Raw genomic sequence first — 23,761 nt, 5'->3', positions numbered from 1 at the left:
ACCCCTGCGGGTCGGTCAGGCGTACGAGTGCAGGCCGCTCAGCACCATGTTCACGCCGTAGTAGTTCCACAGCCAGGTCACGAAGGCGAACAGCCCCAGGTACGCGGCCTTGCGGCCCTTCCAGCCCGCGGTCGCGCGCGCGTGCAGATAGCAGGCGTACACGGCCCAGGTCACGAAGGACCAGACCTCCTTGGGGTCCCAGTTCCAGTAGCGGCCCCAGGCCTCGCCCGCCCAGATCGCGCCCGCGATGATCGTGAACGTCCACAGCGGGAAGACCGCCGCGTTGACGCGGTAGGCGAACTTGTCCAGCGAGGCGGCCGACGGCAGCCGGGACAGCACCGAGTGGGCGAACGAGCCGGGCTCCCCGCCGCGCGCCAGCTTGGCCTCGTACGCGTCGCGGAAGAGGTAGAGCAGCGTGCCGACCGCGCCCAGGTAGAAGACCGCGCCGCAGAAGATCGCGGTGGAGACGTGGATGTACAGCCAGTACGAGTCCAGGGCCGGGACGAGCTGGTCGCTGGCGGTGTAGAGCCAGGTGGTGGCGATGCCCAGGTCCAGCAGGACCGTGGTGACCAGGACCAGGCCGATCCAGCGGACGTTCTTCTTGGCGGCCAGCAGGGCGAGATAGACGCCGACCGCGACCGTCGAGAAGGTGATGGAGAACTCGTACATGTTGCCCCACGGCGCGCGCTGCACCGACAGGGCGCGGGTGAGCACGCCGGACGCCGCGACCAGGAAGCCGAGCGTGGTGAGCGACACCGCGATCCGGCCGTACAGGTCGCCCTTCTCGGTGCCTCCGTGCGCGCCGGGCCCGTCCGCGACGTCGCGGCTGCCGGTGGCCGAGCGGGTGACGACCTTGGGGTGCTCCAGGACCGCGGTGCCCCCGTCCGCCTTCCTGACCCGCACGGCCGGGGCGGCCGACGCGGCGGCCTGGGCGGCCTGGCCGCTCTGGGCGGCGTTCGGGCTGGTGAGGGCGGCCGCGGTGCGGCCGACCTTGCTGCGGCCGCCGAAGGTCCACTCGGCGATATGGGCGAAGAACGCCAGGGTGTAGACGGCCATGGCGGACTTGATCAGCACATCGCTGATCATCGCCAGGTTCTCGTTGGTGGCGGCGGCGAGCGTCACTTCTCAGCCCCTTCGGCAGGGTCGGCGGAAACTTCAGTTTCGGGCGCGGACGCGGACTCGGGCGCGGACTCGAGCGCGGACTCGGGCGCGGTCGGCGCCCGCTCGTGCAGCGCGGCGGCGAGCGAGGCCAGCTCCTCCGGCAGCTTCGCGGACTCGCTGCGCCCCAGGCCCGCCATCTCGACGACGGTCACGCCGTCCGCGCCCCGTACGGCACGGACCCAGACCCGGCGCCGCTGGATGAACAGCGAGCCGACCAGACCGGCGAGCGCGGCGACGGCCCCGAACAGCGCCGCGCCGTTGCCCGGCTGCTGGGAGACCTGGAAGGCGGCCCACTCCTTGAGCTCCTTCTCGTACGTGATGGAGCCCGCGCCGTCGGGGAGTTCCATGGTCTCGCCGGGCAGCAGCCGCTTCTTGAGCAGCTCCCCGTTCTCGTCCTTGAACTCCTCCATCTTCCTGGTGTCCAGCTGGTACACGTTCTGCGGCAGCCCGGAGTCGACGCCCAGGCTGCCGTGGTACGCGGACAGCGCGAGCACCGGGAAGTCAGCGGCCGGGAACTGCGAGAACATCTCGCCCTTGCCGTCGCCCGCGAACGTCGGCACGAAGAAGGCGTTGAAGCCGAGCTGGTCCTTCTCGCCGTTCTTGTCGCGGTAGCCGTCCATCACCTTGATCGCGCCGGTCGAGGTGACGTTGGCGTCGATCGGCAGCAGCGGCACGGCGCTGCTGAAGACGACCTCGCCCTGGCCGTCCCTGACGGTGACGACCGGCGCGTAGCCGTGGCTGAGCAGATAGACCTTCGAGCCGCCCACTTCGAGAGGCTTGTTGACCTTGATGACCTTCTTCTTCTCCGGCCCGTCGACACCGTCGGTGTACCGGACGTGCGCCTCGAAGGTGCGCGGGGTGCCCTTCTGCGGGCCGCTGCGCTCGTAGGTCCCCTCGAAGCGGTCGAGCGTGAAGCTGAACGGCTTGAGGTCGCTGGAGTTGAACAGGGTGCCCGGCCTGAAGTCGTCGTACATCGGGACGGTGTTGGCGAAGCCGTCGCCCTCGACGATCAGCTTGCCGCCCTCGGACTTGAAGAGCGCGCCCGTCGCGAAGGCCACCAGGATCACGATGAGGGCGATGTGGAACAGCAGGTTCCCGGCCTCGCGGAGATAGCCCTTCTCGGCCGCCACCGCGTCCCCGGCCGGGTCGGCGCGGAAGCGGCGCCGCTTGAGCAGCGCGAGCGCGGTCTCCCGTACCTGCTCGGGCTCGGCGTCCGTGCGCCAGGTCGTGTACGCGGGCAGCCGGTCCAGGCGCTTGGGGGCGCCGGGCGGGCGGCCGCGGAGCTGGCCGACGAACTGCCAGGTGCGCGGGACGATACAGCCGATCAGCGAGATGAACAGCAGGATGTAGATCGCCGAGAACCACACCGAGCTGTAGACGTCGAACAGCTGGAACTTCTCGTAGATCTCGGAGAGGCCGGGGTTGGCGTCCTTGAAGTTCTGGGTCTTGAACTCGTCGACGTTGTTCTGCGGGAGCAGCGATCCGGGGATCGCGGCGAGCGAGAGCATGAACAGCAGGATCAGCGCGACCCGCATCGAGGTGAGCTGCCGCCAGAACCAGCGCAGCCAGCCGACGAGGCCCAGGGCGGGGAGCCTGGTCAGCTCCTCGCGCGGCGCCGTGGAGAGCTGAGCCTCTTCCGCGGCTTCTTCCGCGGCACCCTGCTCTTCGACGCGTTCCGCTTCTTCCGCTTCTTCCGCTTCCTCTACTTCTTCCGTGATGTCCCGCTTGCTACTCACCACGTCGCTCATGACTCCTGGTCCTCACACAGAGTTCCGTCCATCGCCGGTTCCACGCTCAGAGCCCGACGGTGAACTGCGCCGACCAGACAGTCAGGTCGTACACAATCCGATTCCAGATCCCCGTCACCAACAGCACTCCGATGCCGACGAGCAGCGCGCCGCCGACCCGCATCACCCACGCGTAGTGCCGCTTGACCCAGCCGAAGGCTCCCAGCGCCTTACGGAAGGCGAGCGCGGCCAGCACGAAGGGCAGGCCGAGCCCCAGGCAGTAGCCCACCATCAGCAGCGCACCGCGCCCGGCGCTCGCCTCGGTGACGGCGAGCGACTGCACGGCCCCGAGCGTGGGTCCGACGCACGGGGTCCAGCCGACCCCGAAGAGGATCCCGAGCATCGGGGCCCCGGCGAGACCGGCCGTCGGCTTCTGGTGGAACCGGAACTCACGCTGGGTCAGTCCGGGGAGCAGCCCCATGAAGGAGAGTCCCAGGAGGATCGTCAGACCGCCCAGGGCCTTGGCTATCACGTCCTTGTGTTCTTCGAGGACGTTGCCGAAGTATCCGAAGAGGGCCCCGGTGGAGACGAAGACCGCGCTGAAGCCGAGCACGAAGAGCAGGGACCCGGCCAGCATTCTGCCGCGCCGGGAATCCACCAGGTCGGCGCCGCCGATGCCGGTGACGTACGAGAGGTAGCCGGGCACCAGCGGCAGCACGCACGGCGAGAAGAACGAGACGAGCCCGGCGACGATCGCGAGCGGGAGCGCGAGCAGCAGCGCGCCGCTCATGATCGTGCCGCTGACGTCGGCGGCGCCGAGCGTCACCATGGCCTGGCCGCCGTCTCGGTCATTTCTCGGCCAGAACAGGTTTGATCATGGAGCGCAGGTCGTCCTCGCTCAGCGGCTTCGGCGCCCGCGCGGCCACCTTTCCCTCGCGGTCCACCACCAGCGTGGAGGGAATGGACTTCAGCGCGAGGTCCCCGTTGAACTTGAGGATGCTCTTGCCCTTGGGGTCGTACAGGCTGGGATAGGTGACCTTGAAATCCTTCTCGAACGCGCGGGCGTTCTTCACGTCCAGGTCGCGGGTGTTGATCCCGAGGAATTCAACGCCCTGATCCTTCAGATCACCGGCGACCTCGACGAAATGCGGAGCCTCGACGCGGCACGGCGCACACCATGATCCCCAGACATTCACGACCACGATCTTGCCCTTGTAGTCGGAAAGCCGGACCTCGCCCCCGTCGACGGTCTCGCCGCCGATGTCCGGAGCCGCGTGACGCTCGCCCTTGGCGACGGTCGCGATGCCGCCGCTGCCCGTAACGAAGTTCGTGTTACCGCCCGAACCGGACACGTCGGAGGAGCATGCCGTCAGGGCGAACGCGGCGCCGACCAGCAGCGCCACCGGGAGCCTGAGGGCCCGACGGCGCGGACGGGACACATGGCTGCTGCTCATGTGAAGAGTTTCGCATGCGGTCGGCGCCCCCTCCGGCCCACCCCCCTCCAAGGGGGGCAGGCCGGGCGAAACGCCTGGTAGCGGGATCAGCTGGCGCCCGACGCGCCCGGACGGAAGGCCTGCCATCCGCCCTCGGGACGCTGTCCCACGCCCAGGCCGCGCAATCCGGCCAGGACCTTCGGGTCCTGGACGTCGAGCCAGTCCACGAACTGCCGGAAGGACACCAGCCGTACGTCTTTCTTGTCCGCCATCGCCTTGAGCGCTTCCTCGACCGCGTCCATGTAGATGCCGCCGTTCCACTCCTCGAAGTGGTTGCCGACGAAGAACGGGGCGCGGTTGCCCTCGTAGACCCGGTTGAATCCGGCGAGATAGGCCTCGGTCGCCTGCTTGCGCCAGGCCGGGTAGTTGGCGGGCGGTCCCTTGGTGCTGTTCTTCGACTGGTTGGCGAGGATGTTGTAGTCCATCGAGAGGACCTCGAAGCCGTGGCCGGGAAAGGGCACGGCCTGGAGCGGCAGGTCCCAGACGCCCTGCTTCTTGGCCGGCCAGACCTGGCGGCCGCCGGGCGACGAGGCGTCGTAGCGCCAGCCCAGCTTGCGGGCGGTGGGCAGCAGCTTGTCCTGGCCGAGCAGGCAGGGCGTACGGCCGCCGACGAGCTCCTTGTCGTAGTCGAAGGGCAGCGCGGGCAGGTCGGACCAGCCGGTGTTCGTGCGCCACTCCTTGACGAAGGCCTTGGCCTGTTCGATCTCGTCGAGCCACTGGGCCGGGGTCCAGTTGCCGACCGAGCCCGAGCCCGCGCAGAAGTGCCCGTTGAAGTGGGTGCCTATCTCATGGCCGTCGAGCCACGCCTGGCGCACGTACTTCAGCGTGGCCTTGATGTTCTCGTCCTTGAGGTAGCCGATGTCGGACGCGCCGACGGCGTTGTTCGGCGGACGGTAGAGCCGCTTCTTGGACTCGGGGAGCAGATACAGACCCGAGAGGAAGAAGGTCATGTGCGCGTCATGCTCAGCGGCGAGCTTCAGGAAGCGCGGGAAGAGTCCGTTGCCGACCTCGCCCGCGCCGTCCCAGGAGAACACCACGAACTGGGGCGGGGTCTCGCCGGGCTGGAGGGGGGTGGGCGCGGGCGGCTGCTTCGGCTGCTTTCCGGTGAACGAGGTGGAGCCGTCGCCTATCGGACGCGCCTCCTTCGCCGCGCCGTCGGCCGGGCCCTCGTCGGCCTGGCCGGTCTGGTCCCCCTGGGGCTTGGGCTTCGGGGCGGCCTCCGAGCCGCCGCCACAGCCGGAGACTCCCACCGCCGCGGCGGCGCCAAGTCCCAGGCCTATGAGTCCCCTTCGGCTGATATCGCGCATTCCGTCCCCATTCTCCGTGCCCGCACCCCTACGAAATGGACACCACTCAAGAGGGCACGGAGAACGGGATGGTTCCAGGAATCAGCACAAACTTCCGGCATTCACCGAGAGTTCGCAAAGGGCAGCAATGTGTGAGTGGCCAGAAATGCCCCTTGCGTACCGATTGTCCGCAGGCGGCGCACTGACCACACACCGACTCTCACGCGTCACGCCCCCGCGTGTCGACCCCTGTACGCGAACTGATGACGCGAACTCCGCTTGCTACGCGCCGAAGGCCTTGTCCTTCCCCTTCACCGGCTTGGCCCCGGCGAGCAGATGCGGCGGGACGAGGTCACGCGCCGGCTCGGTGTACCCGACCGAGACGATCTTGTCGCCGCGGTAGGTGAACGTGGTCAGGGACGCGAGCGTGCACTGCCGCTTGCGCGGGTCATGCCACAGCCGTCGCCGCTCGACGAAGCTGCGCACGATCCAGACCGGCAGCTGGTGCGAGACGCACACCGCCTCATGGCCGCGGGCGGCGTCCTTCGCGGCGTCCAGCGCCCCCATCATCCGTACGACCTGCTCGACGTACGGCTCACCCCAGGACGGCTTGACCGGGTTGACCAGGTACTTCCAGTTCGCCGGGTTCTTCAGGGCGCCGTCTCCGACCCCGAAGGTCTTGCCCTCGAAGACGTTCTCCGCCTCGATCAGGCGACCGTCCGTGGCCAGGTCGAGGCCGTGCGCCTTGGCGATCGGCGTCGCGGTCTCCTGGGCGCGCTCCAGCGGCGAGGCGACCACATGCGTGATGTCGCGCGACGCCAGGTGCTCGGCGACCCGCTCGGCCATCCGCCGCCCCAGCTCGGAGAGGTGATAGCCGGGCAGCCGCCCGTAGAGCACGCCCTCCGGGTTGTGCACCTCGCCGTGCCGCATCAGATGGACGACGGTCAGGTCGTCATCGCTCTTGCCGACGCTCATGCCGCTCATGCCGTTCACGCCGCTCATGTCGCTCATGCCGTGGCCTCCGCGGCGGCTCGGGCGGCGGCCGGGAGGGCGTCCGCGATCCGCTGGACGGCCCGCTCGTCATGGGCCGTCGAGACGAACCAGGACTCGAACGCGGACGGCGGCAGATACACCCCGTCGGCCAGCAGCGAGTGGAAGAAGGCGGTGAAGCGGAAGGACTCCTGCCGCTTGGCGTCGTCGTAGTCCCGCACCTCACGGTCGGTGAAGAAGACCGAGAACATGTTGGACGCGGTCTGCAGCCGGTGCGCCACGCCCTCCTTGCTGAGCGCGGCGGTGACCAGCGACCGGATCTCCTTCGAGACCGCGTCGACCTTCGCGTACGCGGCGTCGTCGAGCAGCCGGAGCTGGGCGAGGCCCGCGGCGGTGGCGATCGGGTTCCCGGAGAGCGTGCCCGCCTGGTAGACCGGCCCGGCCGGGGCGAGATGGGCCATCACATCGGCGCGGCCGCCGAAGGCCGCGGCCGGGAAGCCGCCGCCCATGACCTTGCCGAAGGTCATCAGGTCGGGGCGGACCCCGTCGACGCCGTACCAACCGGCCTTGGAGGTACGGAATCCGGTCATCACCTCGTCCGAGATGTACAGCGCGCCATTGTCCTGGCAGAGCTGCTTCAGCCCGGCGTTGAACCCCTCGCCGGGCGGCACCACGCCCATGTTGCCGGGCGACGCCTCGGTGATCACACAGGCGATCTCGCCGGGGTGCGCGGCGAAGGCCCGCCGGACCGCCTCCAGGTCGTTGTACGGCAGGACGACGGTGTCGCCCGCCTGAGCCCCGGTGACGCCGGGGGTGTCCGGCAGCCCGAAGGTGGCCACCCCCGAGCCCGCGGCGGCCAGCAGCGCGTCCACATGGCCGTGGTAGCACCCGGCGAACTTGACCACCTTGGCGCGGCCGGTGAAGCCGCGGGCCAGGCGGATGGCGGACATCGTCGCCTCGGTGCCGCTGGACACCAGGCGCACCCGCTCGACCGGCTCGATCCGGGCCACGATCTCCTCGGCGAGCGCGACCTCGCCCTCACCGGGCGTGCCGAAGGAGGTGCCGCGCGCGACGGCCTCCTGGACGGCCGCGGTCACCTCGGGGTGGGAGTGGCCGAGGATCATCGGACCCCACGAGCACACGAGGTCGACGTACTCGCGACCGTCGGCGTCCGTGAGGTACGGACCGGTACCGGACACCATGAACCGGGGCGTACCCCCCACGGCGCGGAAGGCGCGCACCGGTGAGTTCACGCCGCCGGGCGTCACGAGGGCCGCGCGGTCGAACAGAGTCTGCGAAACTGGGGCGTCATAGTCATAGGGGAAGCTCACGTAAGCCATGGTGTCAGAGGCTTCCGGCATCCTGCGGACAGGTGTTTCAACACACGTTTGCCCACACGTTTCGACGTGCGGCCGCGGGGGAGGTCACTGACACGATGATCGGGTTGCGCGGCGGGGGCCGCGAGTGGTCGGGTGGAGATATGCATCGCGGTGGCGGACTGGGCGAGGGGACCGACGGCATCGGGCCCCGGCGTGCCCGTCGGGGGAAGCACCGACGCGAGGCGGAGGCGCAGGCACGAGAACAATCCCGCGATCAAGCCAGGGACCAGGCCGGCGACCGGGCCAGCGACCAGACCAGGGACGACGTCTGGGAACAGCCCCGCTCCCGCGCGTCACGGAACCAGCAGGACCAGCGGGATCAGGCGCACACGACGCATGACCAGGACGCGGACCAGAACGCGGACCAGGAACGGGAACAGTCAGGCGGCTCGGGGAGCAGGGGTGGCCGGGTGGGGGTGACCTACAAGTACTTCGGCGCTCCGGACGGTGCCACGGCGGCCCGCGTGCCGATCTCCATGCGCCCGGAGGAGCTCGGCGGCGACGAGCTGGGCATGGGCGGCATGTTCACCAAGATCAAGCCGGAGACGATGGCCGCGATGGTCCTCACCGGCATCGAGGGCATACCCCTGCACAAGGTGCCCCCGCTGGAACTGGTCGTGCTCCACCCCGACTACGCCGTGGTCAAGCTCCCCATGACGGTCGTCGACCCGCTGCGCGGCATCGGCGAGGAGTCCGTCGGCGCGGCCGCGTTCATCTGGTCCACGGTCCCAGACCGCGGCGGCCCACGCGACGCGTTCAACGTCTACCAACTGCTGCACGAGTGGCAGGACTTCAGCCACCGCCTGCATGAGGCGGGGCATCAGCCTTATTGCCTTGTGTGGCCCTGAGCTGGGGTTTCGTGGGATTCGGGCGAGGTCTTCGGGCCTCGCCCTTGTTGGTACCGAGGAGGGGCCGTCAGGCGGCCAGGGCACATTGAGGGCACATTGGTTTTGCTGGGGGTGCTGATGTGCCCTCGGCGGCGGACGGGTCGTCGTCGCCATCCCCCTCGGCCGCCGTTCCCGTGAAGGCGTCGTCGATCGCCTTGCGCGTGCGGGTCTCGCTCGACGGCAGCAGGTGCGTGTACGTCCGCAGCGTGAAGCCCGGGTCCGAGTGCCCGAGGTACTCCGAGAGCGCCTTGATGCTCTCCCCCGCGTCCAGGAGCACGGAGGCGTAGGCGTGCCGGAGGGCGTGCATGCCGTCCTCGGGGGCCGCCTGGAGGTAGCGCGCGCCCCGCTCTCGGGGAGGGATCACGTCAGCGGCGGCCAGGGCGCGCTTCCAGTCGCCCATGTCGCGGCCGAGGTAGCCAGATGGCGGGAAGTACGCGGCATGTCCAAGCGGGCATTAGCGCTGGCCATGGGCTTCGACCCGTCGTACGTCAGCCACGTCGAGTCCGGCCGCCACAAGCCCACCGAGGAGTTCGCCCGGCTCGCCGACGAGCACCTCAACGCCGGGAAGGCGATCTGGCGGCGCTGGTGCGACTACGAGCAGGCCCGCACCAGGACTCGACGCCAGCCCACGGCCCCACCGACCCAGCGCAGGCCCGAGCAGCCGTACGCCACCGGCTCCGCCCTCGTCGTCGAACACGACGCCGCCCGCCTCCAGTACGACGGCCACTCCTACCGCCTCACCATGAGACGGCTGCTGCGGAACACCGGCGCCGAACCGGTGACCCGCTACCTGATCCGCATCTCCGTCGACCGCTACCCCGGCGACCCCGAGCAGTCCAACGCCCACTACCGAGTCCACCCGCTGACCTGGGACGAACTCGATCTCACCGCCACCTGCCGCGGCGAGACGATGCACTGGCAGGCCAAGCACGACCGCGACGCCTTCAAGAAAGTCTGGCTGCTGTTCGACAACGAACACAGCCGCTTCCCGCTCGCTGGAACCAGTTGCCCCATTTGTCGTCGCCGACGGTGTAGGCGTACTCGATCCACACGGACTCGCCGGGGTAGCCCTCCACGCTCGGTACCGTCTTGAGTGGAGGTTCCGGGCACGGCCCGAACACAACACTGAACAAGGGGACTTCAGGTGATTGACGTGCGGCCCAGCCAACAGATGCGCGACCTCGGAGTCGTCCAGCACGGCGCCGGCATCCTGACCGAACCGGCCCGCGCCTTCACCCTGCCCGCCGAGCGCGACGAAGCCGAGCGCATCACCGACGAACTGTTCGCCGCCATGGAACGGATCGGGCAGGTCCACCCCTTCGCCAAGGGCATGGGCATCGCCGCCCCGCAGATCGGCATCGGCCGCACCGCAGCCGTCGTCCAGCCGCCCGGCGACGCATCCGCCGTCATCCTGCTCAACCCGAAGATCACCGACCGCTCCGACGAGCTGGACGAACAGTACGAAGGCTGCCTGAGCTTCTTCGACGTCCGCGGCCTCGTCCCCCGCCCCCTGAAGATCACCGTCGAAACCACGGCCCTGACCGGCGAAACCGTCACCACCGCGTACGAACGCGGCCTCGCCCGCCTCATCCACCACGAGATCGACCACCTCGACGGCCTGCTCTACACCGCCCGCATGCGCACTGGGATCGAGCCGATCCCCGTCGAGGAATACCGGCAGACCGGTCGGGCCTGGGCATACGAGAAATAGCCGGGACAGCACCTTCTTGGACTGACATGGCAGATGTCGACCAGTCCGGGCAGCAGGTCAGCGGGCCCCGACTGACTCCTCAGGCAGCGCGACGGGACGCAGCACGGTCAGGGAATCTTCCTGACGAGCGACCATTGCGAAGGGGAACCTGTCCACCTGCAGGCACAGGTCGACATCGTCGGGGTGAACGCCCTGGTATCCACGTCGAACCTCGTCGTCGAGATCGGTGGCTGCCTGGGAGGTTCTCGCACGGTGGAGATACGGGGCCGCCTCAGCATCGCCTCCGGTGAGACGCTGACCGATGTCTTGTCACGTCCCGAAAGGGAGAGAAGGACCGGTCATGCCTGAACCCACAGCACTGCCCACCGAGTTCATCCGCGCCTACGAGAAGGCGACCAACAGTCACGACATTACCCAGCTCATCCCGCTGATCGCTCCCGAGGCCGTCTACTGGTTCTCCGACGGATCCCACTGCGGCCGCGAAGCCGTCCTCTCCGCCATCGCCGGGACCTTCGCCACCATCCGCGACGAGGTCTACCGGATCGACGATCTGGAGTGGATCGCCCACAGCGATGACCACGCGGTATGCCGCTACCGGTTCACCTGGACCGGAACCATCGACGGCCAGCCGCGATCAGGAAGCGGCCGGGGCACCAACGTGCTCGTCAACAACGCCGGAACCTGGCAGATGCTCCACGAACACCTCAGCGCATAACCAGGCGGCAGCACCAAACCACAGGCATTGGCAATTACTCCCTGTCGGCTTCGCAGGCCGTGGTCTGGTCGCCCAGCATCCCGGCGAGTTCCGCCCGGTCCATCTGTCCTCCTCCCGCCTGCCGTCCCGCTGTCCGCTCAGTCGTCGAAGTGGAGGCCGGGCCGGGTCCAGAGTGTGAGATCACTGCTGGTGGCAACCGCTAAAGTCAGGCCGGAGGGGGAGAACCCGGCTGCTCGGAGTTCTGAGTGCTCGGAGTGGAAGACGTGCCACCACGTCCCTCCCGCCGAGCCTTTGTGGGACCCGCCGTCGGCGGAGAGGATGACGCGGTCGTGGGGCCACTCGGGGCTGACGACGTCCAGGGCCCAGCCGTCCCCCGTGGTGCTGTGCAGGCCGCCACCGAAGAGTCCGGCTATGCGTACCGGGACGCCCGCGATTGGTCCGAGCCCAGGGCAGGTGAGGTCCGGGTGGGCGTCGGGGGTGCTCGTTTCCGGTTCGGGGTCCCGGTCGCGGGCGATCTTCTCGCCGGTGACCGCGTCGAAAAGTCCATGGCCGTCGCTGGACACGACCATGACGAGGTCGTGTCCGCTGCCGGGGTGGATGGCGAATCCAATACCGAGAAGGCCCCCGATGGGAGTCCTGCGGTCCAGCACCGGCCGCCACGGCTCGGGAGCCGGCATGACGGTGGCGGCGAGGTAGCGCTCGCGCAGGTTCTGCTGGTACTCCGTGATCAAGTCGCCTCCTCTGTGCGATCCGCATCGAGGGTCACCCGCGCAGTGGCCCACGTCGATTCGATTCCTGGCGGGTGATCTCGGCAGCGCCGCCTGCTTCCTGCCACCCGTGCAGTGCGCCCTCCGCCAGGACGCCGTACTGCCGCTCGTAGGCGCGGATCCACAGCATCACGGTCACATGATCTCTCGGAGAGGGGAAGGCGCGTTCGGCGAGGCCCACGGGCCGACCGCTTCCCGTTGATGCACCTGCCACGCTGTCCGGCTCGTTAAGCGAACGATCGCAGAGGAAACATCACGCTCAGTCTCGGCAGCTTGCGTGCTGCCTCGTCCTCGCGTCGCACGTCCCACCGCTGACCGAGCGGCCCCGAACTGCCCTCTCCATTGCCCTGATCGGCCTCGACAGCCTCATAAGCAGAATCCGTCATCCGAACACCAGCCACCGAAAATCCGGTCCGCAGTTGCCCACAGATCCCACGTGAACGGTTCGTGCGTCACTGAAAGCGGCCACCAGAAGTTCCCCACGTACGGCCAACTGCGGGCGTAGCCGAGGGTGGCCGCTATCGGCTCGATACCTTGCTGGTCAGTCCGCCCTCCAGACCTGCCAAGCAGCGCTTCGTGCAGCCGGAGCCTGTGACTCACCGGACGCGTCGCCGCTCTTCCCGTCGGGCATCGTTTCCGTGTCGACGCGCGTCCCGGCGGCGTGGTGGTGGGCACGGACGGTCGTGAAGCCCACGTTGACCGGAGACAGGCCCGTCCTCCCCAGGCAGTACGTGCCGACAGGCAGATACTGCTCGATGAACTCGCACTGCTCGTCGGTGAGGTGCCTGCGCGTCACACCCAGGGTCTTACAGGGGGCACCGACGAAACGCGGATCACGACGCCGACGAAAGTCGATACGTTCAGCATTCAAGATCGGAGCTCTCGACAACCGCTGACCTGTCGCAGCGAAGGTTGAGTGCTCCCATCGAACATTGAGTGCCATCGGTCGGCGGGCATGGCCTAAGCGCACTCGACCGAAGAGGGCACCGCAGGTGTCCTCGTGCTGGACAAGCCGTTCAACGCGGCAGCCGCCGCCGGGGGTGCGCCGATCCAGCCGGGCAGCGCGTCGGCGGTCCGTCGGCCCCACCGTCAACTCCGGCTCAGCCGCCGGGCGATGGCCTCCAGCAGCTCATCCAGCGCCGCCTCGGGCATCCGCCCCCGAGGCCGGGCCAGCCCCACCCGGCTCGGTGAGACCCCGCGGACCGGACGGAACACCACGTCCGGGTGGGAGTAGAAACGGGCTGCCGACGCCGGGGCCAGAGCCACGCAGCCGCCCGCCACCGCTCCCAGCCACTCGTCGGGACGGTTGGTGACGGCGCCGACCTCGGCGGGGTGCCCGTCCCGCTCCTCCGCCGCCAGCCAGTGCTCCCTCCAGGCTCCGGTCTCGGCTCCGGCCGCGACGAACGGCTCGTCCCATAGCTCCCAGAACTCCACCGTCTCGCTGTTCGCCAGCGGATGCCGAGCTGGTAGCAGCACCCCGCGCTCCTCAGCGAACAGCTCACGCACTGTCAACCTCTCCTGGCCCGGAAACGGCAAACGCACCACTGCCGCATCCGCCTCACCCTGAGCCAGGCCGGCACTCGGGTCCGACCAGTCGAACTGCCGCAGTTCCACCCGCCACTCCGGCCGCGCATTGCGGAATTCGGCAATGGCCTCGGGTACGGTGCCCACCGCGCCCGCGTCCAGGAAGCCCAGGCGCAGCACCCGCACCGCCCGGCCGGTTGCCTGCACCGCCTCGTCCCAGCCGTCCAGCAATGTGGGCACCCGCGAGGCGAACTCACGGCCAGCCTCGGTCAGCGCCATCCCCGACCGCGAACGCGCGAAGAGTCGTGCCCCGAGATCCTCCTCCAAGCGCCGGATCTGCTTGGTCAACGCAGGCTGCGAGACGAACAGCCGCGCCGCTGCCCCAGTCAGGCTGCCCTCTTCCGCCACCGCGGCGAAGTACCGAAGCAGGCGCGTGTCGACGTCCATGCCGCCAGGTTATAGAAGCAGGTATTGGACGGTGTCAGGGCATCCGCGGACTCTGAAGGCATGACCGGTACCCAGCTCGCACTCCTCCTCGTCACCCTGCTCACCGCCACCGCCAACGTCGGTATCGCCGCCGCCGACCTCGCCGGGGCGCGCTTCGTACTGGCCAACGCGGCGGAGGTGGGTGTCCCTCGATCCTGGCTGCCCCGGCTGGCCGCCCTCAAGCTGGCCGGTGCGGCGGGCCTCCTCCTGGGCCTCCACGACGCCGCACTGCGCCCTCTCGGCACCGCCGCGGCCTGCGGCCTCGTCTTGCTCTACCTGGGCGCGCTCGCCTTCCATCTGCGCGCCCGCGTGTTCTACAACCTCGCGTTTCCCGGTTTCTACTTCGCCACTGCCGTCGCCTCGCTGGCGTTGACCGTGTCCTCCTGATGGCGGCACCGCTCAATGTTCGGTGAGAACGCCCCCCTTCGCTGCGACAGGTCAGTCGGTCACAACCTCGCACAAGCCTTGTGCCGCCGGTGGTACGACCAGGTCACCGCCGCCAGGAGCGGGCCCCACAGCAGGAGTGGGGCGTAGGTGGCAACGAAGAGGGCTTCGCCGGCCGAGATGCCGGGGTCCGGGCTGGGGGAGGTTAGCAGTCCGCCGAAGAAGAGGACCCACCACAGGACGGTGGCCGTGAGGGCTCCCAGCGAAGCGGCGAGGACCGCGAGCCTGCGGTTGACCGGGCGCCCTCCGAGAAACGGAATCCAGCGCGGCACCGCCTCGCCCCAGGGCCGTACCAGGCCCAGAGTGAGGTACGAGACGGCCTCGGCGACGGCGCCGATCAGCAGTACGTAAGCCAGGCCGATCAGCGGGGAGTCGTCAGGGAATGCGGCGAGGAACTCCTCTCGCTCCATCACCCCGACCGGCACACCGAGCACGAGCGCGACCGTCGTCATAGCCCGAACCTCTCGCGACGCCCGGCCCGGCACGTCATGCCGCGTGATGATCCGCCTCCGCCACACGAGGGAGCACGGCCCGCCTCAGCACAGCAGCGGAACAACGAACATCGATCACGACCCCACACAGACCCTAGCCGTGGGATCGTGGCCAATCGTTCGGCCGATGCCTTCCGGCCCAGGTCAATGCATCCTCGGCTTGGGTAATCAACGTGGTCACGAGGTCGGCAGCAGAAGGCAGATCGGTGATGGGGTCGACGCCCTCGCCCGCCCAGACCGGCAGGGGTGGAATCACTCCTCGCGCCACGTCGTCCTGGTAGTCCCGACGGGCCTGGGAATCGCCGGCCAGCTCGGCCTCCCGGCCGCGCCATCGGCCCAGATAGGGGTGGGCAAGAGTACGCGCGGTGTACTTCTCGGTCGGCCAACTCGCGCCGCGGGCGATGTCCAACACGCTGTTGCGTTCAGTGGCCTGTCCGCGTCCTTCGAGGATGGCCTTGCTGACTGAGGCATCGACCAGGGCTTCATCCGTGGCCTGGAAGCGGGTGCCGATGAGAGCTCCGGTGGCACCCAGGGCCAGGGCTGCGGCGACGCCCCGGCCGTCGGCGATCCCGCCGGCCGCCAGGACCGGTACCGGTGCCGCGAGGTCCACCACGAGCGGCACGAACGGCAGTGTGGAGCGGCCGCGGGCGCCGTGGCCGCCGCTCTCGGTTCTTCACGCAGCCACGCGGGCCGTCCGTCCCGGCCCCGTCCCTGACACCGGCACCCCTCGATGAGCTCCCGGAAGGAATCAATGTCCACAGCAGCACCCTGCCAGGCACCTCTGACAACGCATGGTCGACGGACAATGTTCGCGGGGTGGAGAATCCTGAGATCGTCATCAAGCTCTCCGACGGCCGGTTCACCGGACGCGTTGCCCGTCACCTCGACGAGTACGGCAAACGGGACGTCGCGCTGGCACAGGCACGGGACTTGGGCCTGGACCCTCACATGTGCGGCGCCGCCGGTGACAGCAGGTCCGACCTGCCGCTGTTCGCGTCCGTCGGACTTAGCGTGGCGTTCAACGCCTCCGCAGCAGCACAGGCAGCCGCAACGACTGCGGTGGACGACGATGACCTGCGTACGGTGATTCCCGCCCTGGGCCGCCTGCTCTCGGCCCCCGACCCGATGAGCACGGAAAGGCGCTAGGCCGCGAGGGCACACCCAGGGCACATGAGCCTGGGAAACGGCGTTGAACCATGAGAACTCCCGAGAGGAGTTTTCCCAGGTCAGCGCACACTGCTGTGCGAGACCCCAGGTCAGCACCCTCCCGCCCCCAGTCGCTGCACGAGTGGCAGGGCTTCAGCCACCGCCTGTATGAGGCGGGGCATCAGCCGTACTGCCTGGTGTGACCCTGAGGGTGTGACGGGCGTCACTTTGACCGCCGCCGTCAAGGGACCCGCCAGCTACTTCCCCCCTACCTAGAAGAAGTACGGCCGCCCGATCCCGGAGTGGAAGGACCTGATCCGCTCCTCGCCGCTCGCCAAGCACGGTGAGCTCGTCGCCTGGCTCAAGGCCGAGCACGGGCTCGGGCACGGTCACGCCAACGCGCTGGTCGCGCACACGCTCGCTGAGCCGCGCGGGGCGTGACACGCGGGTGCGGGCGTAACGGGCTGATTCACAACGGGAGTTCGTAGCTGCCGGACCAGATCTGGAGTTCGTAGATCATCAGGGCCCACAGGCCGGTGACCTGGGCGAGGCCGACGGCGACCAGGAGTACGCCGCCGATCCGCAGCACCAGGCGGGCGTGGCGGCGGGCGAAGGCGAAGGCGCGCATGCTCTTGCCCAGGGCGAGGGTGAAGAGCAGGAACGGGACTCCGACGCCGACCGCGTACAGGAAGGCGAGGAAGGCGCCGCGCCCGGTGGAGCCGGTGGTGAGGGAGAGGGAGAGGACGGCCGCGAGGGTCGGGCCGACGCAGGGGGTCCAGCCGACGCCGAACATCACGCCGAGCAGCGGCGCTCCGGCGAGCCCGGCGCGCGGCGCGAACTGCGGGCGGAAGGTGCGCGAGAGCAGGGGGACGCGTTCCAGTACGCCCATGAACATCAGGCCGAGCACGATGGTCAGGGCGCCCAGCACCCGGTACACCGTGTCCTCGTGTTCCAGCAGCACCGTGCTGACCGAGCCGAACAGAGCGCCGTACGCGGTGAACACGGCCGCGAAGCCGAGGACGAACAGGGCCGTGCCGAGCAGCGCGCGGCCACGCCGTCCGCCGCCCGCGGCCTGGTTCGCCTGCGCGTCGGCGGCGGTCATGCCGGTGGCGTACGAGAGGTAGCCCGGAACCAGGGGCAGGCAGCAGGGGGAGGCCACCGTGATCGCTCCCGCTGCCAACGCGATGGGCGCGGCGAGCAGGAGCGATCCGGAGCCGACCACCTGGCCGATTTCGAGAGACAAGGCGCCGCCTTCCGGCCGGTTTGACCTTTCGGCCTTCGAACTTCGGCCTTCGGTCTTCGGTCGGTACGGACTCTACCTCCTAAGGAGATTAGGTGATGAGTCGGGTGGCGGCTGACGCCAGGTCATCCGCCGGAGCCCGCGTCGCGCGCCGCGAGCATGTCGGCCATCAGCTTCATCTCGGACTGCTGGCCGCGGACCATGCCCCGAGCCAGCCGGACGGTCAGCGGGTCGTCCGCCAGGTCCACCGCCCCCTGGGCCATGTCCACACCGGCGCGGTGGTGCTCGGTCATCAGCTCCAGGTAGAGCACCTCCGCGCCCCTGCCCTCGGCCGCGCGCAGCCGGTCCAGTTCGGTGTCGGTGGCCATGCCCGGCATCAGGGATCCGTCGCGCGGCTCGTAGACGTCCTCGTCCGCGGCATGACCCATCCAGGCCATCGGCGGTTCCTGCGAGGACTTCGGCAGCCCCCACGCCTCAAGCTGACCGAGCAGCATGCCGCGCTGGTTGGCCTGGGTGTTGATGATGTCGTACGCGAGGCGGCGCACCTCCTCGTCGTCGGTGCGCTCGCGCACGATGAACGACATCTCCACCGCCTGCTGGTGGTGCACGGCCATGTCCCGAGCGAACCCGGCCTCCGCCGAACTCGCCTTCGGGCCCGCGCCGTCGGCGCGCGAGGACGTCAGCGCCACCAGGGCGAGCACGGCCAGGCCGAGCGCGAGCGCGGCCCCGGCGTACGGCATCCAGCGCGCGGGGCCGCGCCCGGCGGCGTCGGTCATGCCATGCTCCCGCCGGTGCAGGCGGCGCCCGGCTCAGGGGTCTGCGGACCCTGCACGTACTTGTCCAGGAACTCCGCCACGCGCGCGTCGTCCGCCTCGTCCACCTTCAGCTGGTGGCCCCAGGCCGTCAGCGCGATCGGCGACGACTGGTCCTTGTACGGGCTGAGGAAGGTGTACGGGGTCTTGGAGACCTTGTCGGTCAGCGACTTGACGTCGGCCTCGGCGGCCTTGTCGTTGTACGTGACCCACACCGCGCCGTGTTCGAGTGAGTGCACGGCGTTCTCCTCGGGCACCTCCTCGGTGTAGACCTCGGCGTCGCAGTTGAGCCAGACCTGGTGGTGCTCGCCGCCGGCGGCCGGGCTCATGGGGTAGTCGACCTGCTTGTCGACATGCTCCTGGCTCAGGTCCGACCAGGTCTGCTCGCCCTTCACCGGGGCGGCCTTGGCCTTCTGCTTCTCGTCAGCGGCGTCGACGAGGTACCAGCCGCCGCCGATCACGCCCGCGATGATCACCGCGGACGCGGTGATCGCCAGGATCCGGTTGCGCCTCTCGCGGGCCTGTTCGGCGCGGCGCAGCTCCTCGATGCGGGCCCTGCGGGCCTCCGCCTGCTTCTTCGTCTTGGAACCCATGGGAATGCCCTTCTCCCACCGCGGCGCCGGGAGTCGCCCGGAGCGCGCGCGGCGGTGCTGTGTTCGTCGCTCATGCGAGGTGTTCGTCGAGGCACGGCGCGGCGAACGGACGGCCCGTACAGGCCGGGTCCGCCGCGGGGCGCTCTACACGCGCAGGAGCTGCAGCAGGTGAAGGTCAGGGGCGCGCGGGGCGGCGTCGGTGAGGCGGGGCGCGCGGGTCTCGGGGGCGCGCGGGGCGACGGCGTACGGTCCGCGGTCGGCCGCCGCGAGCGGCTGCGAGGTGTACGAGGAGCCGCCGAGCACGGCGTGCCCGACGGGGCCGCCGCAGTTCGAGTGGTCCCGTTCGGCGCACTCCACACAGGGCGGCTCGCCCTGCCGTGCGACCTGGGCCGGGCTGTCCGTCAGGCGCACCGGGCCACCCGCCGTGGCCGCCGGGCCGCCCGCCATGGCCGTGTGCGTCACCGTCGCGGGGGAAGCCGCGAAGGGGTCGGCCCGCTGCTGGGGGTCGGTGCCCGCGCCCGTCGCCACCGCGTAGGCGCAGATCGTCACCAGGACGGCCACGGCGGTCAGCGCCCCGGCCAGGAGGCGCGCGAGCGGACGCACGGGTATGGAGGTCAGCACCGCCTCACCTCCGACTGTCCGGCCCATACGGGGGATGACCTAACCCATATAGGTGACTGTGACCGTGGGTGAACCTACCAGACGCCTACCAGCCGCCCGGCGCGGCAGCGGCCGCGGGCACGGCCGTGGCCGCGGGCGGCAGCGGGCAGCTCTCCGCTCCGGCCGATGACGCCGCGGGCCCCACTGCCACCGCCAGCGGCAGCACCAGCAGCGCGCCCGCCGCCAGCGCGCCGCCCCACACGACCGCGCGGTGCAACGGCCGACGCCCGGCGAGCAGCCGCCGCACCCGGCCCGCCACCTGTCCGCCCGACGCGGCCAGCGAAGCCGTCGGCGCACCCCCAGCACCCCCGACTCCGCCAGCACCCCCGACTCCGCCAGCACCCCCCGTACCTCCCTCGCCGCCCGCGCCCGCCGCTCCGGCCAGCTCGACCAGGGCGGCGGCCAGGGTCAGCGAGCTGGTCCGGGCCGTGGCCTCGTCATCGGCGGCGAGCTCCACCAGCCGCCGCGTCTCGGCTCCGGCGCCGCGGAACAGCGGCAGCCACGGGAACGCCCGCTCCAGCGCGTCGACGTAGGCGAGCACCAGGTGGTGGCGCTGGCGTATGTGCGCACGCTCGTGAGCGATCACCGCCTCCAGTTCGCGCGGCTCCAGCGCGGCCAGCGCCCCCGAGGTCAGGACGACCCGATGCCCCTGACCGGGCAGGCAGTACGCGGCCGGGCGGGCGTCCTCCAGCACGGTGACGCCGAGTCCGGCGTGCGCCCGCCCGACGACCGTGAGCAGGGCGGCGTGCCGACGGCGCTCGGCGCGCGCCCGCAGCAGCGCCGCCGCCAGGCACCAGCCGACCCACGCGAGCACCGCGAGGGCCAGCGCGGCGCCGCTGGCGGCCACGGCGCCGCCGCCCGGTGTCGCGTACCGCTGGCTCACGGTGAGCGCGCACGCCCGCAGCAACGCGGCGATGCCGCCGCCGAGCGGCAGCGCGGGCACGGCGAGCGCGAGACCGGCCAGCGCGACGGAGACCACCACCGACGCGGAGAGCGCCTGCCAGACCCAGATGCCGAGCCGTGGCGAGCGCGCCGCCCAGCTCGTACGGGCCAGCAGCGGCCGGGCGAGCACCGCGATCACGACCGCGTACCCGACCAGCAGGACCGCGACCTTCACGACCGCGCCCCGGCGTCCCCCGCGCGCCGGGCCGCGCCCGCGGCGTGCCCCGCGGCCCTCTCGCCCCCCGCGTCCTTCTCGTCCCCCGCGCGCCGCTCCGCGAGCGCCGCCCGCAGCTCGGCGACCTCGTCCTCGTCCATCGTGTCGAACAGCCGCACCAGCGTCGCCGTGCGGTCCGCGCCGGTCGCCCAGACCTGATCGATCAGCGAAGCCGCGTACTCCTCACGGGACCTCGTCGCCCGGTACCGGAAGGCCCGCCCGTCCTTCGTGCGCGACAGCCAGCCCTTACGGTGCAGGATCTCCGCCACCGTCTGCACCGTGTTGTACGCCAGCTCCTGCGGCCGGGACCGGTTCAGCTCCGCCAGCACCTCGCGCACCGTGAGCGCGCCGTCGGCGGCCCACACCGCGTCCATGATCGCCTGCTCAAGCTCTCCGAAGCCCCGCATCCCGGCCGCCTCCCCTCTCCGACCCTCTCCGACCCTCTCCGAACGTCCACGCGCCACAGTACGTGCCGCCACTGACACCCGGCTGGCACCCGTCGGTTCGCGGCGGCTTACGGCACCAGGACGATCCGGCCACGGACGCCGCCCTCCGCCAGGCGGGCGTGCGCCTTGGCCGCCTCGTCCAGCGGAAGCGTCTCGGCGACGCGCGGGGTCAGCGCGCCCTCGCCGGCGAGCCGGACCAGTCCGGCGAGGCGGGCCCCGTCCGGGCGTACGTCGACGAAACCGACCCTGATGCCGCGCACCGCGTCGGGCTGCGCTCCAGGGATGACACCGACGTAGGCTCCCCCGTCCCGTACGAAGCCGAGCGCCGGCTCGCCCAGTACCGCCGCGTCCAGCACACCGTCGACCGCCTCAGGAGCCGATGTCCGCGAGCGCGGTACGAAGTGCCGGGCGCCCAGCGAGCGCACCAGCTCCTCATCGCCCTCACCCGCGAGCGCGGTGACGGTCAGGCCCTGGCGGCGGGCGAGTTGGACGGCGTAACCGCCGACCGCACCGGCCGCACCGGCGATCAGGACATGCTGCCCGGCTTCGAGCGCGAGCAGGTCCAGGGCCTGGGCGGCGGTGAGCGTGTTCAGGGGCAGCGTCGCGGCGTGCACGACGCCGACGGCGCGCGGGGCGGCGGCCACGGCCGACCCGTCCAGCACGACCTGGTCGGCGTGCGTGCCGAGCGCCTTGACGGGCCCGTGGGCGAGACCGACGACCGCGTCGCCCACGGACCACGCGGCGTCGGCGCCGACGGCGTCGACCACTCCGGCGACATCCCAGCCCAGCCCGATCCGGCCCGAGCCGCCGAAGACACCGGACCGCGTGGCCCCGTCGACGGGGTTGAGCGAGGCCGCCGCGACCTTGATCCGCACCTGGCCGGGTCCGGGCTGAGGCAGCGGCACCTCGACGACCTCGACGACCTCGGGCCCTCCGAAGGAGGTAACGACTGCAGCGCGCATGATGAACAGCACTCCCTTTCAGGGTATTTGGCGGGTTTCCGGATGATTCCCGCCCGCTGCCGCAAACCTAGGGGGCGCTACTCTCTCCTGGTAAGTACGCACCGCGAAGTGCGTACGGAACCCGGAGGTGAGCCATGGCGACCATGACGGCGGCACAGCACCGCGCGGCGGCCCGCAGCGCGTACGACGCCTTTCTGCGGGAGTGCCCGACCAACCGGCTGCTCGCCCGCATCAGCGACAAGTGGGTCAGCCTGGTCGTCAGCGCGCTGGGCGAGCAGGGCGCCATGCGGTACAGCGACCTGGGCCGCAAGATTCCGGGCGTGAGCCAGAAGATGCTCACCCAGACGCTGCGCTCGCTGGAACGCGACGGCCTGGTGGAGCGCACGGTCACACCGTCCGTGCCGGTGCGCGTCGACTACGAGCTCACCGGCCTGGGGCGGAGCCTGTGCTGTCTGCTGTCGGCGGTGAAGGACTGGGCGGAGACCCACATCGAGGAGGTCGACCAGGCGCGCGAGCGCTACGACGCGGCCAACTGACCCACAAGCGCCGCGGCGTGGCCACCTGACCCGCGAGCGCCGCGACGCGGCCACCTGGCCCACCCGCGCCCGCCCGCCGTCAGTCACCGCCCGCCGTCAGTCACCCGCCCCCAGGCGGACCAGCATCTTGCCGGTGTTGGCCCCGCGCAGCACGCCCAGGAAGGCCTCGGGCGCCCGCTCGATGCCCTCGACGACGGTCTGCTCCGTGTGCAGCGAGCCGTCGGCGAGCCAGCCCGCGGCCTTGCCGATCCACTCGGGGAACAGGTCGAAGTGGCTGCTGACGAGCATGCCGCGCAGGGTGACCTCCTTGGTGGCGGCCCGGAAGAGGTTGTCCGGTCCCGGCGCCGGTGCGGTGGCGTTGTAGCCGCTGATCGCACCGACCATGGCGATACGGCCTCCGGTGCGCATCGCGCCGATCGCCGCTTGCAGGTGGTCGCCGCCCACGGCGTCCAGGTACACGTCGATCCCGTCGGGAGCCGCCTCGGCGAGCTGCTCGGGCAGGCCGCCCCGCCGGTAGTCGACGGCCGCGTCGAAACCGAAGTCGTCGAGGAGCTTCTTGGTCTTGAGCGGTCCGCCCGCTGAACCGATCACCCGAGCGGCGCCCAGCTTCCTGGCCAGCTGCCCGGCGACGCTGCCGACCGCGCCAGCCGCCGCGGAGACGAACACGACATCGCCTTCGCGCACCGGCGCCGTCCTGGTGAGCGCGGCGTAGGCGGTCAGCCCCGTGGTGCCGAGCGGCCCGAGATAGGCGGCCTCCGGAGCGAGCGAGGTGTCGACGACGGTGGCGGCACCGGCGTCCAGCACCGCGTACTCGCGCCAGCCGAGGAAGTGCGAGACCACCGCGCCCACGGGCACGGACCCGGCACGCGAGGCGACGACTTCACCAACCGCGCTGCCCTCCAGGGCGTCGCCCAGCGCGAACGGAGGGATATAGGACGGAGCGTCGTCCATACGGCCCCGCATATACGGGTCCACGGACATCCAGGTGTTACGGACCACGATCTGCCCTTCGCCCGGCTCGGGCACGGGAACGGTGGCCAACGCGAAGTCTTCCCAGGCCGGTTCGCCGACAGGACGGGCGGCGAGGCGGATTTCACGAGAGTCACGAGAGAGGGTCATGACGGGTCCTTCCAACAGGTTCCAGCAGGA

The 23,761-nt window shown here is 70.4% G+C and carries 26 protein-coding genes and 3 pseudogenes; 8 read left to right on the top strand and 21 right to left on the bottom strand.

Translation table 11 applies throughout. The features are described 5' to 3' along the window. Positions 1-15 precede the first annotated feature (15 nt). From ccsB to hemL, 7 genes are all read right to left on the bottom strand, one after another. Positions 16-1,122: a c-type cytochrome biogenesis protein CcsB gene (gene ccsB, locus ACX6XY_RS09585; RefSeq protein WP_460328203.1), complete on the bottom strand. Its 1,107-nt coding sequence runs from the start codon at positions 1,120-1,122 to the stop codon at positions 16-18. Further along, on the bottom strand, positions 1,119-2,909 hold the full coding sequence (gene resB, locus ACX6XY_RS09580) for a cytochrome c biogenesis protein ResB (RefSeq protein WP_460328202.1): 1,791 nt from the start codon (positions 2,907-2,909) through the stop codon (positions 1,119-1,121). The genes ccsB and resB overlap by 4 nt, the downstream gene beginning before the upstream one ends. A 46-nt stretch (positions 2,910-2,955) precedes the next feature. Then, positions 2,956-3,717, bottom strand: a complete 762-nt coding sequence (locus ACX6XY_RS09575; RefSeq protein ID WP_460328201.1) for a cytochrome c biogenesis CcdA family protein — start codon at positions 3,715-3,717, stop codon at positions 2,956-2,958. Between the two features lie 19 nt (positions 3,718-3,736). Continuing rightward, the gene (locus tag ACX6XY_RS09570; RefSeq protein WP_460328200.1) at positions 3,737-4,342 is read right to left on the bottom strand and encodes a TlpA family protein disulfide reductase; all 606 of its coding nucleotides are present in this window, start codon (positions 4,340-4,342) and stop codon (positions 3,737-3,739) included. 86 nt (positions 4,343-4,428) lie between these two features. Continuing rightward, the gene (locus ACX6XY_RS09565) at positions 4,429-5,688 is read right to left on the bottom strand and encodes a polysaccharide deacetylase family protein (RefSeq protein ID WP_460328199.1); all 1,260 of its coding nucleotides are present in this window, start codon (positions 5,686-5,688) and stop codon (positions 4,429-4,431) included. 261 nt (positions 5,689-5,949) lie between these two features. Beyond that, positions 5,950-6,642: a histidine phosphatase family protein gene (locus ACX6XY_RS09560; protein WP_460328263.1), complete on the bottom strand. Its 693-nt coding sequence runs from the start codon at positions 6,640-6,642 to the stop codon at positions 5,950-5,952. Positions 6,643-6,674: 32 nt separating this feature from the next. Then, positions 6,675-7,997, bottom strand: a complete 1,323-nt coding sequence (gene hemL, locus ACX6XY_RS09555; RefSeq protein WP_460328198.1) for a glutamate-1-semialdehyde 2,1-aminomutase — start codon at positions 7,995-7,997, stop codon at positions 6,675-6,677. 449 nt (positions 7,998-8,446) lie between these two features. Between hemL and ACX6XY_RS09550 the strand changes: the two genes are divergently transcribed. Then, positions 8,447-8,884, top strand: a complete 438-nt coding sequence (locus tag ACX6XY_RS09550) for a hypothetical protein (RefSeq protein ID WP_460328262.1) — start codon at positions 8,447-8,449, stop codon at positions 8,882-8,884. A gap of 67 nt (positions 8,885-8,951) precedes the next feature. Here the strand turns inward: ACX6XY_RS09550 and ACX6XY_RS09545 are convergent. After that, positions 8,952-9,326: pseudogene (locus tag ACX6XY_RS09545) on the bottom strand (tyrosine-type recombinase/integrase); the annotation flags it as partial. A 36-nt stretch (positions 9,327-9,362) separates the two neighbouring features. Between ACX6XY_RS09545 and ACX6XY_RS09540 the strand changes: the two are divergent. The 3 genes from ACX6XY_RS09540 (at position 9,363) to ACX6XY_RS09530 (ending at position 11,349) form a co-directional block, all read left to right on the top strand. After that, positions 9,363-10,016, top strand: coding sequence for a helix-turn-helix domain-containing protein (locus tag ACX6XY_RS09540; protein WP_460328196.1), 654 nt, complete (start codon positions 9,363-9,365; stop codon positions 10,014-10,016). Positions 10,017-10,076: 60 nt separating this feature from the next. Beyond that, complete coding sequence (locus tag ACX6XY_RS09535; protein ID WP_460328195.1) at positions 10,077-10,634, top strand: peptide deformylase; 558 nt, start codon at positions 10,077-10,079, stop codon at positions 10,632-10,634. Positions 10,635-10,974: 340 nt separating this feature from the next. Further along, the gene (locus ACX6XY_RS09530; protein WP_460328194.1) at positions 10,975-11,349 is read left to right on the top strand and encodes a YybH family protein; all 375 of its coding nucleotides are present in this window, start codon (positions 10,975-10,977) and stop codon (positions 11,347-11,349) included. A 137-nt stretch (positions 11,350-11,486) separates the two neighbouring features. Here the strand turns inward: ACX6XY_RS09530 and ACX6XY_RS09525 are convergent, their stop codons facing one another. The 3 genes from ACX6XY_RS09525 to ACX6XY_RS09515 all read right to left on the bottom strand — a co-directional run bounded on the left by ACX6XY_RS09525 (position 11,487) and on the right by ACX6XY_RS09515 (position 14,087). Then, complete coding sequence (locus ACX6XY_RS09525) at positions 11,487-12,080, bottom strand: hypothetical protein (RefSeq protein WP_460328193.1); 594 nt, start codon at positions 12,078-12,080, stop codon at positions 11,487-11,489. A 577-nt stretch (positions 12,081-12,657) separates the two neighbouring features. Further along, positions 12,658-12,912 carry a hypothetical protein gene (locus tag ACX6XY_RS09520; protein ID WP_460328192.1) on the bottom strand — a complete coding sequence of 85 codons (255 nt, stop codon included), beginning with the start codon at positions 12,910-12,912 and terminating at the stop codon, positions 12,658-12,660. Between the two features lie 293 nt (positions 12,913-13,205). Continuing rightward, positions 13,206-14,087, bottom strand: a complete 882-nt coding sequence (locus ACX6XY_RS09515) for a LysR family transcriptional regulator (RefSeq protein ID WP_460328191.1) — start codon at positions 14,085-14,087, stop codon at positions 13,206-13,208. 60 nt (positions 14,088-14,147) lie between these two features. Here ACX6XY_RS09515 and ACX6XY_RS09510 point away from each other — a divergent pair, with 60 nt between their 5' ends. Next, positions 14,148-14,513, top strand: coding sequence for a DoxX family protein (locus ACX6XY_RS09510; RefSeq protein WP_460328190.1), 366 nt, complete (start codon positions 14,148-14,150; stop codon positions 14,511-14,513). Between the two features lie 59 nt (positions 14,514-14,572). Here ACX6XY_RS09510 and ACX6XY_RS09505 read toward each other — a convergent pair whose 3' ends face one another. Together ACX6XY_RS09505 and ACX6XY_RS09500 are read right to left on the bottom strand one after the other, a co-directional pair. Beyond that, positions 14,573-15,022: a hypothetical protein gene (locus ACX6XY_RS09505; protein WP_460328189.1), complete on the bottom strand. Its 450-nt coding sequence runs from the start codon at positions 15,020-15,022 to the stop codon at positions 14,573-14,575. 133 nt (positions 15,023-15,155) lie between these two features. Further along, positions 15,156-15,716, bottom strand: a pseudogene (locus tag ACX6XY_RS09500) (nitronate monooxygenase); the annotation flags it as partial. Positions 15,717-15,877: 161 nt separating this feature from the next. Here ACX6XY_RS09500 and ACX6XY_RS09495 point away from each other — a divergent pair. Together ACX6XY_RS09495 and ACX6XY_RS09490 are read left to right on the top strand one after the other, a co-directional pair. Then, entirely contained in the window at positions 15,878-16,207 is a 330-nt protein-coding gene (locus ACX6XY_RS09495; protein ID WP_460328188.1) for a hypothetical protein, read from the top strand. Between the two features lie 228 nt (positions 16,208-16,435). After that, positions 16,436-16,648, top strand: a pseudogene (locus ACX6XY_RS09490) (DUF4287 domain-containing protein). Between the two features lie 28 nt (positions 16,649-16,676). Here the strand turns inward: ACX6XY_RS09490 and ACX6XY_RS09485 are convergent. The 7 genes from ACX6XY_RS09485 to ACX6XY_RS09455 all read right to left on the bottom strand — a co-directional run bounded on the left by ACX6XY_RS09485 (position 16,677) and on the right by ACX6XY_RS09455 (position 22,076). Beyond that, positions 16,677-17,450 carry a cytochrome c biogenesis CcdA family protein gene (locus tag ACX6XY_RS09485; RefSeq protein ID WP_460328187.1) on the bottom strand — a complete coding sequence of 258 codons (774 nt, stop codon included), beginning with the start codon at positions 17,448-17,450 and terminating at the stop codon, positions 16,677-16,679. Between the two features lie 122 nt (positions 17,451-17,572). After that, entirely contained in the window at positions 17,573-18,223 is a 651-nt protein-coding gene (locus tag ACX6XY_RS09480) for a DUF305 domain-containing protein (protein WP_460328186.1), read from the bottom strand. Next, positions 18,220-18,852 carry a DUF3105 domain-containing protein gene (locus ACX6XY_RS09475; protein WP_460328185.1) on the bottom strand — a complete coding sequence of 211 codons (633 nt, stop codon included), beginning with the start codon at positions 18,850-18,852 and terminating at the stop codon, positions 18,220-18,222. Before ACX6XY_RS09475 ends, ACX6XY_RS09480 begins: the two co-directional genes overlap by 4 nt. 144 nt (positions 18,853-18,996) lie before the next feature. Then, positions 18,997-19,473, bottom strand: a complete 477-nt coding sequence (locus ACX6XY_RS09470; protein WP_460328184.1) for a hypothetical protein — start codon at positions 19,471-19,473, stop codon at positions 18,997-18,999. Between the two features lie 85 nt (positions 19,474-19,558). Continuing rightward, positions 19,559-20,629, bottom strand: a complete 1,071-nt coding sequence (locus ACX6XY_RS09465; RefSeq protein WP_460328182.1) for a M56 family metallopeptidase — start codon at positions 20,627-20,629, stop codon at positions 19,559-19,561. Next, positions 20,626-21,075 carry a BlaI/MecI/CopY family transcriptional regulator gene (locus ACX6XY_RS09460; protein WP_460328181.1) on the bottom strand — a complete coding sequence of 150 codons (450 nt, stop codon included), beginning with the start codon at positions 21,073-21,075 and terminating at the stop codon, positions 20,626-20,628. The genes ACX6XY_RS09465 and ACX6XY_RS09460 overlap by 4 nt, the downstream gene beginning before the upstream one ends. 107 nt (positions 21,076-21,182) lie before the next feature. Then, positions 21,183-22,076 carry an NADP-dependent oxidoreductase gene (locus ACX6XY_RS09455; RefSeq protein WP_460328179.1) on the bottom strand — a complete coding sequence of 298 codons (894 nt, stop codon included), beginning with the start codon at positions 22,074-22,076 and terminating at the stop codon, positions 21,183-21,185. A 134-nt stretch (positions 22,077-22,210) separates the two neighbouring features. Here ACX6XY_RS09455 and ACX6XY_RS09450 point away from each other — a divergent pair, with 134 nt between their 5' ends. Further along, on the top strand, positions 22,211-22,612 hold the full coding sequence (locus tag ACX6XY_RS09450) for a winged helix-turn-helix transcriptional regulator (protein ID WP_460328178.1): 402 nt from the start codon (positions 22,211-22,213) through the stop codon (positions 22,610-22,612). A gap of 96 nt (positions 22,613-22,708) precedes the next feature. Here ACX6XY_RS09450 and ACX6XY_RS09445 read toward each other — a convergent pair whose 3' ends face one another. After that, positions 22,709-23,731 carry an NADP-dependent oxidoreductase gene (locus ACX6XY_RS09445; protein ID WP_460328177.1) on the bottom strand — a complete coding sequence of 341 codons (1,023 nt, stop codon included), beginning with the start codon at positions 23,729-23,731 and terminating at the stop codon, positions 22,709-22,711. Positions 23,732-23,761 lie beyond the last annotated feature (30 nt).

It is taken from the genome of Streptomyces sp. O3, assembly GCF_054788135.1.
Note: the sequence above shows the minus strand (reverse complement) of the source record. Positions and strands in the feature narration are given on the sequence as shown.

Coding starts and splice junctions, on each gene's coding strand:
- ACX6XY_RS09510 (WP_460328190.1), top strand. CDS start 14,148: ATGACCGGTACCCAGCTCGCACTCCTCCTCGTCACCCTGCTCACCGCC.
- ACX6XY_RS09445 (WP_460328177.1), bottom strand. CDS start 23,731: ATGACCCTCTCTCGTGACTCTCGTGAAATCCGCCTCGCCGCCCGTCCT.
- ACX6XY_RS09505 (WP_460328189.1), bottom strand. CDS start 15,022: ATGACGACGGTCGCGCTCGTGCTCGGTGTGCCGGTCGGGGTGATGGAG.
- ACX6XY_RS09450 (WP_460328178.1), top strand. CDS start 22,211: ATGGCGACCATGACGGCGGCACAGCACCGCGCGGCGGCCCGCAGCGCG.
- ACX6XY_RS09565 (WP_460328199.1), bottom strand. CDS start 5,688: ATGCGCGATATCAGCCGAAGGGGACTCATAGGCCTGGGACTTGGCGCC.
- ACX6XY_RS09560 (WP_460328263.1), bottom strand. CDS start 6,642: ATGAGCGTCGGCAAGAGCGATGACGACCTGACCGTCGTCCATCTGATG.
- hemL (WP_460328198.1), bottom strand. CDS start 7,997: ATGGCTTACGTGAGCTTCCCCTATGACTATGACGCCCCAGTTTCGCAG.
- ACX6XY_RS09530 (WP_460328194.1), top strand. CDS start 10,975: ATGCCTGAACCCACAGCACTGCCCACCGAGTTCATCCGCGCCTACGAG.
- ACX6XY_RS09540 (WP_460328196.1), top strand. CDS start 9,363: ATGTCCAAGCGGGCATTAGCGCTGGCCATGGGCTTCGACCCGTCGTAC.
- resB (WP_460328202.1), bottom strand. CDS start 2,909: ATGAGCGACGTGGTGAGTAGCAAGCGGGACATCACGGAAGAAGTAGAG.
- ACX6XY_RS09475 (WP_460328185.1), bottom strand. CDS start 18,852: ATGGGTTCCAAGACGAAGAAGCAGGCGGAGGCCCGCAGGGCCCGCATC.
- ACX6XY_RS09515 (WP_460328191.1), bottom strand. CDS start 14,087: ATGGACGTCGACACGCGCCTGCTTCGGTACTTCGCCGCGGTGGCGGAA.
- ACX6XY_RS09575 (WP_460328201.1), bottom strand. CDS start 3,717: ATGGTGACGCTCGGCGCCGCCGACGTCAGCGGCACGATCATGAGCGGC.
- ACX6XY_RS09570 (WP_460328200.1), bottom strand. CDS start 4,342: ATGAGCAGCAGCCATGTGTCCCGTCCGCGCCGTCGGGCCCTCAGGCTC.
- ACX6XY_RS09480 (WP_460328186.1), bottom strand. CDS start 18,223: ATGACCGACGCCGCCGGGCGCGGCCCCGCGCGCTGGATGCCGTACGCC.
- ACX6XY_RS09455 (WP_460328179.1), bottom strand. CDS start 22,076: ATGCGCGCTGCAGTCGTTACCTCCTTCGGAGGGCCCGAGGTCGTCGAG.
- ACX6XY_RS09460 (WP_460328181.1), bottom strand. CDS start 21,075: ATGCGGGGCTTCGGAGAGCTTGAGCAGGCGATCATGGACGCGGTGTGG.